We start from the raw sequence: 13,442 nt of genomic DNA on the forward strand, positions 1-13,442 counted from the left end.
CTTTTTCCGGCTATAGTTATGCCGTTCTATTCAGGTATTCGCAATATTAAAACTGCTTGGCCAGATTTGCCATCTCAATCGCAGCCAGTGCGGAATCCCAGCCTTTATTACCAGCCTTCGTACCTGCACGCTCAATAGCCTGCTCAATGTTTTCCGTCGTCACTACACCGAAAATAACAGGCACTCCTGTTTTCAGACTGCTCGCCGCCACACCCTTGGCTACTTCATTGCAGACGATATCATAATGCGAGGTAGAACCACGGATCACCGTACCCAGTGTAATCACAGCATCGTATTTACCGCTCGCGGCCATTTTTTGAGCAATCAATGAAATTTCAAAAGCACCTGGCACCCAGGCCACATCAATCTCATCTTCCTGGGCTCCATGCCGCTGAAGTGCATCGATTGCCCCGCTTAACAGCTTACTTGTGATAAACTCATTAAATCTGCCCACTACAATACCATACTTCAAACCATCCGATACGAGATTACCTTCCAGAAAACGTGCCATATGAATCAACCTCTCTTTTTTAAAATAATGAGTTGCAAAACTGTATTTACAATGACAAACGACGACGATAACCAATCAAATCCTGAATACTGATCAGCTTCAAATGATGACGCTTGGCGATTACTGCTAAATCGGGCATCCGGGCCATAGACCCATCTTCCTTTATAATTTCGCAAATGACCCCGGCGGGTTTGGAGCCGCAGAGCCGGGCCAGATCTACAGCCGCCTCGGTATGACCCGCTCGCTTCAAAACACCCCCATCGCGGGCGATCAGCGGAAACATATGACCAGGCTTGCGGAAATCGCTCCCCACGATTGCTTCGTCGGTCAGCGCACGCACGGTCAATGAACGCTCGGCTGCTGAAATCCCCGTTGTCGTCTCTCTATGATCCACCGACACCGTAAAGGCTGTGCCGTGGAAATCTGTATTTTGCTCCACCATCGGCTGCAATTCCAGTGCCTCTGCTCTTTGCCCTGTAATCGGCACACAGACCAACCCGCGGCCTTCAGTAATCATGAAATTAATGACCTCGGGGGACGCCTTTTCAGCCAGAGCGATAAAATCGCCTTCGTTTTCCCGTTGCTCATCATCCACCACGATCACGACTTTTCCGTTCTTTAGATCCTCCAGCGCTTCTTCAATGGAATCCAGACGAATTTCCATTTCCTGTTCCAACGCATCATACTCCACTACATCAGCCGCTATATTTGAATAGCTCTCTCTGCTCCCGCTTTCCATTACACTTTCCTCCTTATTTCTTGTGGCATCAGGCAAAGCCGTGCTTCGCCAAATAATCCAGGCTCATAGGAGCTTTTTTCGTGCCCTCCGTCAACGATGATTCTCCGTAGTTCAAAAGCTGCTCCACATATTTACCTAAAATGTCGCATTCAATATTGACGGTGTCTCCCTCACGTTTGGCCTGCAAGGCCGTCTCGGATAAGGTATGGGGGATGATAGATACGGCAAAGGCATCTCCCGTGCGCTGGGCAACCGTCAGGCTGATACCGTCGATTGTAATCGAGCCTTTGAGAAGAATATATTTGAATATTGCCTGATCTGTAGGTGCAACTTCGTACACAACCGCATTCTGGTCTGATGTCACCCGACGAATCGTGCCCGTTCCATCCACATGTCCCTGTACGATATGCCCTCCAAACCTGCCGTTCGCAGCCATAGCCCGCTCCAGATTGACTCGGCTACCGGATTTCAGCTCCTTCAAATTACTGTTGCGAAAGGTTTGCGGCATTACATCTACCTTAAAATCCTTAGTACCCACCTGTATTGCGGTCAGACAAACACCATTCACAGAAACACTGTCTCCTATTTTCAAATCGCCCAATATCACAGAACCCGTAATGCCTAGCACCATCGCTTCTCCGCTTCTGGAAATCTGCTGAATCCGTCCTACTTCCTCGACCAATCCGGTAAACATACCTTCACTCCTTTCCATCTAAAGTTCAGTTTATCCCTGATTCATCAGGCGTAAGCGCAAAAAAACCCCAGTCCGGATAATATCCGTCATGGAGGTGATGAGAGTCGAATTTGCAGTATACAAGCGCAGTCCATATACATCCTGAGACCACATGAATGATAAGTTTGCCAATAGAAAGCATGACTGACCATACAACTAAATACGCTCAGAGCGCGTGCGAAAACGAAAGCTTGTAGAACAAGCAATCTTCCGTTTGCTACCTGCAACGAAATAAGCCGTACGTACCATTACGTATGCTAAAAATCGGCACATGTCACGTCATGCACATGCGCTTCGTATCCTTCTCCCATCCAGACTATACTGTCGGTCCCGGAATTGCACCAGGTCCACCTTCTGCTGATCGTTCAGCATCCGGGTCACGGACTAAGCCGCGCTGTTCATCGCAGTAGCGATTTACAGACACGTCATCACCGCCGGTGGGGAATTGCGCCCCGCCCCGAAGGATCTTGCTCTTATTCAATTGAATTAGCATTAAACTTGTTACGTATATTAGCACCGACTTCTAAAAAAAGCAAGTTATCTAATGGACGCTCCTGCTTTTGTTTTAACATATTGGCTGGAAAGCTCTTCAAACCAGGTTTTATCATTCATGTGTAGAGCCAGATCAATCAGATCGGCCAGTTCTTCGATCCCGAGCTGCGTAGCATGATCAAACGTAATGACCGCCGAAGCGGTTGGTCCACAGCCACCCTCCGCGCATATATCGTAATCCAGCCGTACATCAACATGCCCGTCGATAAACTCACATTTCAGAAAATAAATAATTTCGCACATTAAAATGGGACGCACCTGCGTCTCCAGCACACAATCCATCACCTTGGCGGAATAATGCTGGTTCGTCAGCGTGAATTTGTGATCCGTCGCTGCCAGCGATGTCCGTCCAAAGTCATCCGTAAATTTCAGTTCCACTGGCTTGATATTCATGACCTTGGGAATTTGCTTCTTTATAATTTCGATTATCTCAACTGTATTCAGCTTAATCATACCTGCACCTCATTGCATCTTAAAATTCAGAGAAAGCTCTAATTCAACATGTTTCACGTAGGCCTCCACTCCTATATCGGAAATCATTACCTGATTTTTTATGCTTCATCCCATAAACGACAAAAAAGATTCTTCACGCAACAAGCGCAAAGAATCCTGATTGAACCGGTACTGCAACATCTGATAACAATGTTAAAAGTTTATTATGCAAAAAATTGGATTATAGCTCCGAAATTTCATGTTTCTTTTTCAGGATACTCCAGCGGCGCTCAATCTCCTGCTCAAAGGTAGCCAGCGTGGCTTCCTCCTTGAGAAGATGTTTCGTTTTGCCCATTAATTTGAGCCATTCCGCGGCTGGAATCCGTTTTCCCTTGTCCTCCGGATTGTACGTAATCGTCGTACTGCCTTGCTCAATCTCGTACAACGGGAAGAAGCAAGATTCCACAGCGGCACCTACAATGCTGGTACCCAGTCTATCCTCGGATTTCCAGTTCAGCGGACAGGCGCAGAGGATTTTACCATAGGCCGTACCCACGTTATTGGCATACCATTGTGCCTTGGCCGCTTTACGCAGCATATCCTGCGGATGGCTTTCGGCTGCCGTGAAGGCATATGGAATGTTGCAGGCTGCCATAATTTGCACCGTATCCTTGTGGTGGCCCTGTTTGCCTTTTTGCATCTTCCCTACACCTGACGTGCTTGTCATATGACCGACCGGAGTCGAGTACGATTGCTGCGAGCCTGTATTCATGTACCCCTCGTTATCATATTCCAGCATGATCAACTTATGATTGCGAAGAGCAGCCCCAATAGCCGAGCCCATGCCGATATCCATCCCGCCGTCACCACTGATCATAATAAAGGTCGGATCATCCGCCATCTCGATCTCATTGCGGCGCTTCATCTCCATGTAAGCCTCCAGCGCTCCAGAGAGCGTGGCAGCCCCATTTTGAAAAAGATTATGAATCATTGGCTGCTTATGTGATGTATACGGATAACCTGTCGTCACCACGTATACGCAGCCTGTTTGGAACAGCACGACGATATCGCCCTCGATGCCTTTGAAAAACAGCTCCAGCGCAGACAACGCTCCACAGCCCGGACACGCCCCATGACCCGGCGTGAGACGGCGTGGTTTGGTCGTGAGTGAACGTAACGGCGGCACCTTGACCTTGAGCTTCCCGGTCGTCTCATCCGGCGTAACCTGAATCAGACCCGTACGGTACGCATCGCCCCGTGGCGGCTGCATAACCTGCGGCATGACCTTGTCCGGGGACCCCGGATTAAGCCCATAGTAATCAAAAGGCTTCTCGGTCCGTCCGGCTTCCGCCGCCTCAATCGCAAGCTGGAAGAATGCCTCAGCGTCTTCCGCATAAAAATCCTTGCCGCCCAAGCCAAAGATGCGGCACAATACAAGCGTCCGGTTCAGCGGGTCCTCCTGCAAGGCCGCCTTGATTTCGTGCGTCAAATTACCGCCATCGGCGCCGTACGAATCCGCACGTTCACCCACCAGCAGCGCCTTGACATGGCGCAATGCCTCACGCAGCTGCGCAGCCGGAAACGGCCGAATGATATTCGGACGAATCACACCGGCCTTAATGCCGCGCGCGCGGAGCTGATCGGCTACATCCTTAGCCGATTCAGCCGCCGAATTCAGCAGGAATATTGCAACCTCGGCATCCTCCATATGATAGAGATCCAAAATCGGATATTCCCGCCCGGATAAAGCGGCATATTCTGCGGCAACCTGCTCATATACTCCTTCTGAAAGCTTTAACGCCTCGGATAACTGAGCATGATTATTCGTCAGGTCATCGCCATTCATATGCGCCCCGACAGTAACCGGATGGTCAAAATCGGAAATATTCGGATAATTCAGATTCGGGTTCGGTCCCACAAAACCGCGCACGGTTTCGGCATCGGCAAAATATTGCACCTTACGCTTCTGATGGGACGTGTAAAAACCGTCATAAGCGACCATCACAGGCAGCCGGACATCGCTGTGCTCTGCGATTTTCAGCGCCATAATGTTCATATCATACACAGCCTGCGGCGTGCTTGCGGTCAAAATGACCCAGCCCGTATTCAGTCCATAATACAAGTCCGAATGATCCCCACGGATATCCAGCGGGCCACTAATAGCCCGGGTCACCAGATTCATAACCATAGGAAAACGAGTACCGGACTGCACTGGCAACTGCTCCAGCATATACAGGAAGCCTTGCGAACTTGTCGCGTTCACAACCCTCGCTCCCGCTGCCGCAGCACCATAGCATATCCCTGCCGATCCATGCTCACCATCCGCCGCGACCAGCTTAATGTCATGCTGACCTCTCGTTCTCATCTGATCCAGATATTGCGCCACCTCGGTCGACGGTGTGATCGGAAAATATCCCATCATATGATAATTGATCTGCGCAGCCGCCGTAGCCGCCATTTCATTGCCGGATTCGAACGTCGTCACCTGTGCGGCGCCAGTCTGCTTGAGCTCTTCCTCCAGTTTCGCCATTACACACGTCCTCCTTCATATACCGGAAATTGGTGGGCAACTCGATTCTGTTCCGCCCATCCCCATTGTTCGCGACGCGAGCTTAATGCCCCCGATGGGCAAATATCTACACATTTCAGACATCCTTTGCAATACTGGTAATCAATTCCTTGCAAAAATGGAATCATTCTTCCGCGTTTGTCTGCTTGCTCTTCCCATACAAAACAGTAATCCGGGCAAATCGAATCACACTTGGCACAATGCGTACATTTATCAGCTTCATATTCAGGCACAAAGCCCTGACGTGAACCGCTGACATCTCTCGTCATGCTGTTTCCCTGCGTGGCAATAACACCTCCCGAGGGTTGTGTTTCATAGCCCAGCAAAGGCTGCGGCCGTTCAAAAATGCGATCCTGTGCATCGCTCGTAACCGGATATACGTGTAGCTCCATTTCCTCAAAGCCCCGGTTAAACGTACGCAAATTAGGCTCCACCAGCTGTGGATTTTTCTTCTCAAAGGTACTGCGAATAACCGATCTCATCGCCTCTGGATCTAAAAAATCACAGACACGGAACAGCGCACCCAACATGGACGTATTTAGCTTGGTCCGCTCCTCCAGTGCGATGCCCATCGCATCCACTACCGCCAGCGTGCCGGATACCAATCCCAAATCAGCCCGTATTTCCTCTGCCGGACGCGTGGAATTGACCACAACGATCCCATCCGCTGGAAGCCCGCTGATGACATTGACCGTTTTGTACAATGCTTCATGAAAAATGCCTACTACATGCGGTTGCTCAATCGGACTGTGATCACGGATATCGACCCCGGGATCACAGAAACGTACAAAGCTTTTGACCGGGGTTCCCTTCTTTTCTGAACCGTAGGACGAGAAATTGGAAGCATTCAGCCCCAGACCAAGAACGCCCGTTTCGGCCAGCATTTTACCAGCCAGATTAGCGCCGAGTCCACCAATGGATTCCAGCCGGATTTCAAAAAATCCGAGTCGATTTGTGCGCGTTAAAATAGACAATGTGATAAGCCCCCTTCTTTTCCAATCCTTACTGAGTTTGAATACTCATATAAAAAAAAATGGAAAATGCATTCTTATGAAAAGGCTATCACAACACTTACTTTTCGAATGTGATCTTACGCACTGTAATGACTACGTGATTGCGAAAATCAATAAACCGTCAAACAAAAGACAATAAAAGCCGCCCTGTCTAAAGACAGAACGGCTTAGGTGCAACGCTATTTAAAAAAGATCATGCATTTAACGGTATATTACGCGTCAAATACTTTAACCTCTTTCATTTTGTCGCCTTGTTTTACAGCATCAATGAATTCCATACCTTTGGTCACTTGACCAAATACAGTATGTACTCCATCCAAATGCGGCTGTGGAGCGTAACAGATGAAGAATTGGCTTCCGCCTGTGTTACGGCCTGCATGCGCCATGGACAGAACGCCCTTGGCATGCTTCGTTGTGTTCGTAGCTGTTTCGCAGTCGATTGTATAGCCAGGGCCGCCTGTGCCTGTTCCATTAGGACAACCACCTTGGGCAACAAAGCCTGGAATTACACGGTGAAAGCTCAATCCGTTGTAGTAGCCGCTGTTTGCCAGCTTTTCAAAGTTAGCAACCGTGTTTGGCGCTTCTTCTGGAAAAAAATCAATTTCGACGATACCGCCATTTTCAAGATCTATTCTACCTTTTTTCATTGTTTGTAGCTCCTTTTCAACCTGTTTTGAAAGCTAAATAGCATCAAGTTCCAGTTTACTATGAATTGCCGCGCTTAGCAAAGCCTTGTCCAAAAAAAGAGACCATTATCCCCGGTATATCACTTCCGGCTAAATGGTCTACTTCGTCACGCGTATCAAAATCAGGAAGAAACCGTAATCTTAGCGTTGGGATGAGCCGATGGACCGGCTTGGTCACGGACCAGGCGCTGTGGCACGACATCATTCCGAACGATATCCTCATAGCTTTCCCGGCGCACTACCAGCTCGGCCTCACCATTATTTACAAATACAACCGCTGGTCGGCGTATCCGGTTATAATTACTCGCCATGGAATAATTGTAGGCTCCGGTTGAAGCAACAGCCAGCAAATCCCCGTTGGTCGGACGCGGCAGCTCCACATCCCAAATGAGCATATCGCCGCTCTCACAGCATTTGCCCGCAATGGATACCGTCTCCTCGTTCGCATCGTACGCTCGGTTAGCCAGCATGGCTTCATACTTCGCCTGATATAGCGCTGGACGCGGATTATCTGTCATTCCGCCGTCCACCGAGACGTATTTACGTACCTGCGGAATATCCTTGATACTTCCTACCGTGTATAAAGTTGTGCCTGAATCACCCACAATACTGCGTCCCGGCTCAATCCAGATTTCTGGAAGCTCATCATAAAGCCCGGAAAAATGAGTTTTTACCGCTTCGCCGATAGCCTGTACATAGGTGGAAATTTTCAGTGGCGTGTCCTCTTCTGTGTAACGAATGCCAAATCCCCCACCCAGATTAATAACCTTGAAAGAAAACTGAAGCTGTTCCTTGATTTCTCTGGAAAAAGCGGCAACCCGTTCGGCAGCCATTTGGAAGCCGTTCACTTCAAAAATTTGCGATCCAATATGGGAATGCACCCCCAGGAGGTTCAGATGATCCAGCTTGATAGCCTGCTCCACCGCATGGCGTGCTGTACCGTTCGCAATGTCAAAACCGAACTTTGAATCCTCTTGGCCTGTAGCCATATATTCGTGCGTATGCGCTTCAACCCCCGGTGTAACCCGCAATAAAATATTTACATGCTGTTTCCGCTCGGAGGCAAGAGCCTGAAGCAAATGCAGCTCCATCTCGCTGTCGACCACGAAGCAACCAATTTGCGCATCTAATGCCATTTCAATTTCTTCCGGTGTTTTGTTGTTGCCGTGAAAATGGATTCGCTCTGCCGGAAATCCAGCTTGCAGCGCGGTGAACAGCTCTCCACTGGAAACGACGTCGAGTGACATCCCTTCTTCTGCAGCCAAAGCACACATCGCCATTACGCAAAATGCTTTGCTTGCATAAGCGACTTGAAACTTCAACCCGGTTTCATGAAAAGCTTCTATAAACTCCCGGCAACGCTGGCGTACTAACTGTTCGTCTACAATATATAGCGGTGTTCCAAAACGCTCCTTCAAAAGCGTTGTATCACATCCGCCAATCTCCAAATGTCCATTGCTGTTAATTTTACTGCTTCCATGCAAATACATGTTCTGGCGCCTCTCTTTCTGGAACAAGCAAGTCATATTCCAACGAATGTTAACACCAGTATAGCAAAAAAAGCATCAAGAAGAATGGATTTTTATGCAGATCATTTATATTAATGTTCTTGCCTGTTGCCAGAGTTCGAATCCGTGCTTGCATCTGTGTCAGGCATGCGCGTATTGTCCCGCGTTTTGTTAGATGACGGACGATTAGGCGCATTCAGTACAGGCATACGGAACAAGATGGAAGCCATCGCCTTGGCATTAAAAGGAATGAACGGCCACAGGTAGGAAGAATTGTATGACCGGTGCAGTGTCAGCATCAAAATGATCAGTGTCGTGCCTACGATAAAACCCGGAACGTGGAAAATAGCCACAGCAATCAGCAAAAACAGCCGGATTAGCCGATTGGCCAATCCCAATTCATAGCTCGGTGTTGCAAACATCCCGATAGCAGCCACAGCCATATACAGCACAACTTCGTTGACGAAAAGTCCCGTTTTGACCGCAATATCCCCGACCAAAATGGCGGCGATCAAGCCCATCGCGGAAGCCAGCGGTGTCGGTGTATGGACAGCCGCCATGCGCATGAGATCGACCCCTAGCTCCACAATGATAAACTGGGCGATCAGCGGGAGATGGGCTTCCTTTTGAGGACCGATAAAATCGAGAAATGCCGGTTTTAGCTCGGGATTGATGACCATAAGCAGCCACATCGGAAGCAAAAACATCGAGGCAAAAATCCCTATAAAGCGAACCCAGCGCAAATAGCTCCCCATAAAAGCCGTTTGCCGATTCTCTTCTGCATGCTGACACAGGTCAAAAAAGGTGGTAGGCAAGATCATCACGCTGGGTGAAGTATCGACGAAAATAACGAGTCGCCCTTCCATAATATGCGAAGCCACAACATCTGGTCGCTCCGAATATCGCACTAATGGATATGGATTCCAGCCTTTGTTAATTATCGTCTCCTCTAATTGCTTATCTGCCAGCGGGATGCCGTCCAGATCGACGTTTTTAATTTTGTCGCGTACAGTATCCACCATCACTTTATCCACGATATCATCAATGTAGCCCAAGCATACGTCTGTTCGGGTGCGGCGACCAACCTGCATCGCCTCAAATTTAAGGCCGGGGTCTCGCAAACGACGGCGAACCAGACCCACATTTGTCAGCATCGTCTCTGTAAAGCCGTCACGGGCACCGCGTACGACGCGCTCCAGTGATGGCTCCTCGGGATTGCGTACCGGGTAATTACGGGTGTCCAAAATGACCGAAAAGCGCTCACCTTCCATAAAGAAGGCGCTATAGCCTGTCAGCACCTTATTGATGACAACCGACATTTTGTCACTCTTTTCCACCTGAATATGCGGAATATAATTTTCAAAATACGATTGCAGTCCGTCCGTAGACAGATCATCCGGTGTTAGATAGGTGAGCCGCTTTAGCACTTCAACCATGACTTGGTCCTTGGCAAAGGTATTCAGAAACAGATAGCCGATATGACGCCCGCCCAGTGTCATCTCCCTGAATACAACGTCAAAGGTCTCCCCCAGACCGATTACTGCTTTAAGCGTTTCCCGATTATCCTTCATCCTTGGCGATATATCATCCTTACCCTGCCAATAGAGGACGGATTCCTCTACGTTATCAGAACGCTCACTCTCTTTTTTATGCTTAAAACGTGCTGACTCCTGTGCCTGCCTTTTTTTCCACGGGCTCATTTCTTCCTCGCCAGCAGTATAACCTTCATTCCCGATGGCTCCGTCCTCCTGATGATCTTGATCCGGTCTATGCTCCATATCTCTTACCCCCTTCACTTTCCTCGTTATCGGTTATACACGAACCAGTCAAAAAACGAACCTGTCACCTTACCCAGCACCATCGCCATCAGCAAACCAAACATATAGACGGTCATATGGAGCCGCTTGGCGAGTATAGGCAAAAGATTCAGTACCTCCGTCAGTGCTGCGGCAAGTAAACCGATAAACACTCCGCAAAATAACCCCGGTATCCACGTAAGTACGCCCGGCAACGGCAAGCAAATATTCCAAAAATCTGCCACCGTTCCCACCACTGAACCCAAAATCATAGATTTTTCGTATGCACGTGATTGTTTATAGGTACGGGTAAGCTGTGCCAGCCGAGGAATCATATCCAGCACAATAAAAAGTGCGATCACGCCGCCACCCACCGCTACGCCTCCAGCGATACCTAAAATGATCTGAAGTATACCCTGTACACATATCATCATCGGCGCTTATCCTTCGTATGCATGCGGGCCATCTTTTCATATTCCTCCGCCACAACGTACTGATCCACATTTTCCTGGTACAGATACATTTCCACTTCCAGCGGCGTCGGCTCCTCGTTCCATTTTTTTTTGAACAAATGATTAAAGAACACAATCATGCCGAAGCCGATGCCGATCGAATACGAAATCTGGAACAGATATGGATGCTCATCTTTGTGTCCGGTAATCATCTCAACAATCCGCACCTGCACCTCCATCATGCTGACGTCAGCGTGGAAATTCATAATCGTGAGCGCAGATCCAAAGAACAGAAGCAACCATACCAGGACAAACAATATTTTGGATGGCTTACGCGGTTTCTCCACGATTTCCACAAGCACATGCGGCTTGCCGAGAGATTCCACGACGACACCCGGAATGCGTTCTCTAATTTTCGAAATGATTTGCAGCATATCCACCAGTATCAGATTGCCGTCCTGCTGCTGCGGCCGCTTGAGAACAAGCTCCAGCAGATCGTTTTCCCATTCGGGATCTGCCAGCAGATGGGCTACATCTCCCAAACGCAAGTCATGCCCCTGTAACATGCGTACACGACTGCGGAGACGTAAGTAGACTATGGGAGACACTGTAGGAGCCGGATTATGAGTCATCCGATCCCCTCCTTATCCTCGTAATTACCGGTTAGTATGAGGCGGAGACAAGAAACATATTCCCGTGCACTTTCTTTTTCTTTCACGCAAAAAGGGTATTCCTAGCCATTAACATGGCTTGGGAATACCCTTTTGAATTACGCAGGCATGAGGATTTAGCAGAACTCCTCACCGATATTATTGAGCAATCTGATCGCGAATCGATTGCAAAATCTTTTTTTCCAGCCGCGATACCTGCACCTGGGAAATACCAAGTCGGCTTGCGACCTCCGATTGGGTCTGATCGCGATAATAACGCAGATATACAATGAGCCGTTCCCGCTCAGTCAGCCCGCCGATAGCCTCATTCAGCGCCAGCTTGTCGAACCATCGCTCCTGCGATTCATCAGCAATCTGATCCATGAGCGTAATCGGATCACCGTCATTTTCGAACACCGTTTCATGAATCGAGGTTGGCGGCTTGTTAGCCTCCTGGGCAAAAACAACATCCTCTGGTGTAACTCCCAGTTCATCTGCGACTTCCTTGATCGTAGGTAAACGGTTCAGCCGTTTGGACAGCTCGTCCTTCATTTTGCGGACCTTATTGGCCGTCTCCTTTAAGGAGCGGCTAACCTTGAGCGTGCCGTCATCGCGCAGAAAACGTTGAATTTCCCCAATAATCATCGGGACCGCATACGTTGAAAATTTGACTTCATAGCTTAGATCGAATTTGTCCACCGATTTTAACAAACCGATGCAGCCGATCTGAAAAAGATCGTCAGGTTCATATCCCCGGTTCATAAAGCGCTGCACGACAGACCAGACGAGCCGGATATTACTATTGACCAGTGTCTCACGGGCATCATTATCACCGGATTGACTCAGTGCAATGAGCCGTTTGACTTCCGCATCCTCCAAATAGCTGTTCGAAGTTTTTTTTCCTCCTGCTTCCATAGGATCAACCCCTAATTATACAAAGCTTTCTTGGATTCAATCCTTTTCTTCATCCGGACCGACGTGCCTCCGCCCGGCTCACTGACTGCTTCAAACTCATCCATGAAATTTTCCATAATGGTAAACCCCATGCCGGACCGTTCCAATTCAGGCTTGGACGTATACAGTGGCTGCTTCGCCAGCTCCAAATCCTCAATCCCTCTTCCTGCATCTTCAATCACCAATGTAACCACGTCCGTTTCAATCCCAACCTTGATCGTCACGACTCCGGACGGATCGCTGTCATAGCCGTGAATAATACTGTTCGTCACCGCCTCGGACACCACGGTTTTCAGATCGCTTAGCTCGTCCATCGTCGGATCAAGCCGGGAAATAAAGGCAGCGACAGCGACGCGGGCAAACGCTTCATTCTCGGATTTGGCGGCAAACTGCAAGCTCATGAAATTGTTTCCCGTACTTTCTCTCATGACACCACCTCCAGTTCCGTGAGCGCATTTCCCTCGTTTTCATATACAGGCATGATTTTAAACAAGCCTGACATATCCAGCAGTCGGTGTACCGGCGGATTGACATCACAGACAGCCATTTTCCCGCCCTTTTGTTTAATCAGCTTGTAACGTCCCAAGATAACGCCAAGGCCGGAGCTGTCCATAAACTGGAGATTCTTCAGGCTGAGCACGATATGCTCGCATTGTCGGCGCTGAATCGCCTCATCCATTTGCATACGGACCATGTCCGACGTATGGTGATCAAGCTCACCGGACAGTCTAACAATCAGCACCCCCCGGTGATGCTCCATTTCAATTTGCAAGTTCATGCTTACTCACTCTCCTCCCGGTCTTGGACAAGGGTTTCTACGCAGCCGCAGACGATTCCTGCCCTCCGA

The 13,442-nt window shown here is 48.9% G+C and carries 14 protein-coding genes and 1 riboswitch; all 14 genes read right to left on the bottom strand.

Translation table 11 applies throughout. From position 1 onward, the window contains the following. Positions 1-46 precede the first annotated feature (46 nt). Entirely contained in the window at positions 47-511 is a 465-nt protein-coding gene (ribH, locus tag HPL003_RS22815; protein WP_014282143.1) for a 6,7-dimethyl-8-ribityllumazine synthase, read from the bottom strand. 46 nt (positions 512-557) lie between these two features. Continuing rightward, positions 558-1,250, bottom strand: coding sequence for a 3,4-dihydroxy-2-butanone-4-phosphate synthase (gene ribB, locus HPL003_RS22820; RefSeq protein WP_014282144.1), 693 nt, complete (start codon positions 1,248-1,250; stop codon positions 558-560). A 28-nt stretch (positions 1,251-1,278) separates the two neighbouring features. Continuing rightward, positions 1,279-1,944: a riboflavin synthase gene (gene ribE, locus HPL003_RS22825; RefSeq protein ID WP_014282145.1), complete on the bottom strand. Its 666-nt coding sequence runs from the start codon at positions 1,942-1,944 to the stop codon at positions 1,279-1,281. A 334-nt stretch (positions 1,945-2,278) separates the two neighbouring features. Further along, a riboswitch (FMN riboswitch) is annotated at positions 2,279-2,452 on the bottom strand. A gap of 68 nt (positions 2,453-2,520) precedes the next feature. Beyond that, positions 2,521-2,988, bottom strand: coding sequence for an IDEAL domain-containing protein (locus HPL003_RS22830; RefSeq protein WP_014282147.1), 468 nt, complete (start codon positions 2,986-2,988; stop codon positions 2,521-2,523). Between the two features lie 220 nt (positions 2,989-3,208). Continuing rightward, positions 3,209-5,497, bottom strand: coding sequence for a thiamine pyrophosphate-dependent enzyme (locus HPL003_RS22835; protein ID WP_014282148.1), 2,289 nt, complete (start codon positions 5,495-5,497; stop codon positions 3,209-3,211). Further along, a complete protein-coding gene (locus HPL003_RS22840) occupies positions 5,497-6,510 on the bottom strand; it encodes a 2-oxoacid:acceptor oxidoreductase family protein (protein WP_014282149.1) in 1,014 nt (337 codons plus the stop codon). The genes HPL003_RS22835 and HPL003_RS22840 overlap by 1 nt, the downstream gene beginning before the upstream one ends. Before the next feature lie 251 nt (positions 6,511-6,761). Continuing rightward, positions 6,762-7,196 (bottom strand): peptidylprolyl isomerase, encoded by a 435-nt coding sequence (locus HPL003_RS22845; protein WP_014282150.1) that lies wholly within the window; start codon positions 7,194-7,196, stop codon positions 6,762-6,764. Between the two features lie 161 nt (positions 7,197-7,357). After that, the gene (lysA, locus tag HPL003_RS22850) at positions 7,358-8,725 is read right to left on the bottom strand and encodes a diaminopimelate decarboxylase (protein WP_014282151.1); all 1,368 of its coding nucleotides are present in this window, start codon (positions 8,723-8,725) and stop codon (positions 7,358-7,360) included. A gap of 110 nt (positions 8,726-8,835) precedes the next feature. Beyond that, positions 8,836-10,521, bottom strand: coding sequence for a spore germination protein (locus HPL003_RS22855; RefSeq protein ID WP_014282152.1), 1,686 nt, complete (start codon positions 10,519-10,521; stop codon positions 8,836-8,838). A gap of 26 nt (positions 10,522-10,547) precedes the next feature. Beyond that, a complete protein-coding gene (locus HPL003_RS22860; protein ID WP_014282153.1) occupies positions 10,548-10,970 on the bottom strand; it encodes a stage V sporulation protein AB in 423 nt (140 codons plus the stop codon). Further along, complete coding sequence (locus HPL003_RS22865; RefSeq protein ID WP_014282154.1) at positions 10,970-11,623, bottom strand: stage V sporulation protein AA; 654 nt, start codon at positions 11,621-11,623, stop codon at positions 10,970-10,972. The genes HPL003_RS22860 and HPL003_RS22865 overlap by 1 nt, the downstream gene beginning before the upstream one ends. 177 nt (positions 11,624-11,800) lie before the next feature. Further along, positions 11,801-12,556 (bottom strand): RNA polymerase sporulation sigma factor SigF, encoded by a 756-nt coding sequence (gene sigF, locus HPL003_RS22870; protein ID WP_014282155.1) that lies wholly within the window; start codon positions 12,554-12,556, stop codon positions 11,801-11,803. Positions 12,557-12,567: 11 nt separating this feature from the next. Further along, positions 12,568-13,023, bottom strand: coding sequence for an anti-sigma F factor (spoIIAB, locus tag HPL003_RS22875; protein ID WP_014282156.1), 456 nt, complete (start codon positions 13,021-13,023; stop codon positions 12,568-12,570). Beyond that, positions 13,020-13,373 (bottom strand): anti-sigma F factor antagonist, encoded by a 354-nt coding sequence (gene spoIIAA / locus HPL003_RS22880; RefSeq protein WP_014282157.1) that lies wholly within the window; start codon positions 13,371-13,373, stop codon positions 13,020-13,022. The genes spoIIAB and spoIIAA overlap by 4 nt, the downstream gene beginning before the upstream one ends. Positions 13,374-13,442 lie beyond the last annotated feature (69 nt).

Source organism: Paenibacillus terrae HPL-003, assembly GCF_000235585.1.
Taxonomy (GTDB): domain Bacteria; phylum Bacillota; class Bacilli; order Paenibacillales; family Paenibacillaceae; genus Paenibacillus; species Paenibacillus terrae_B.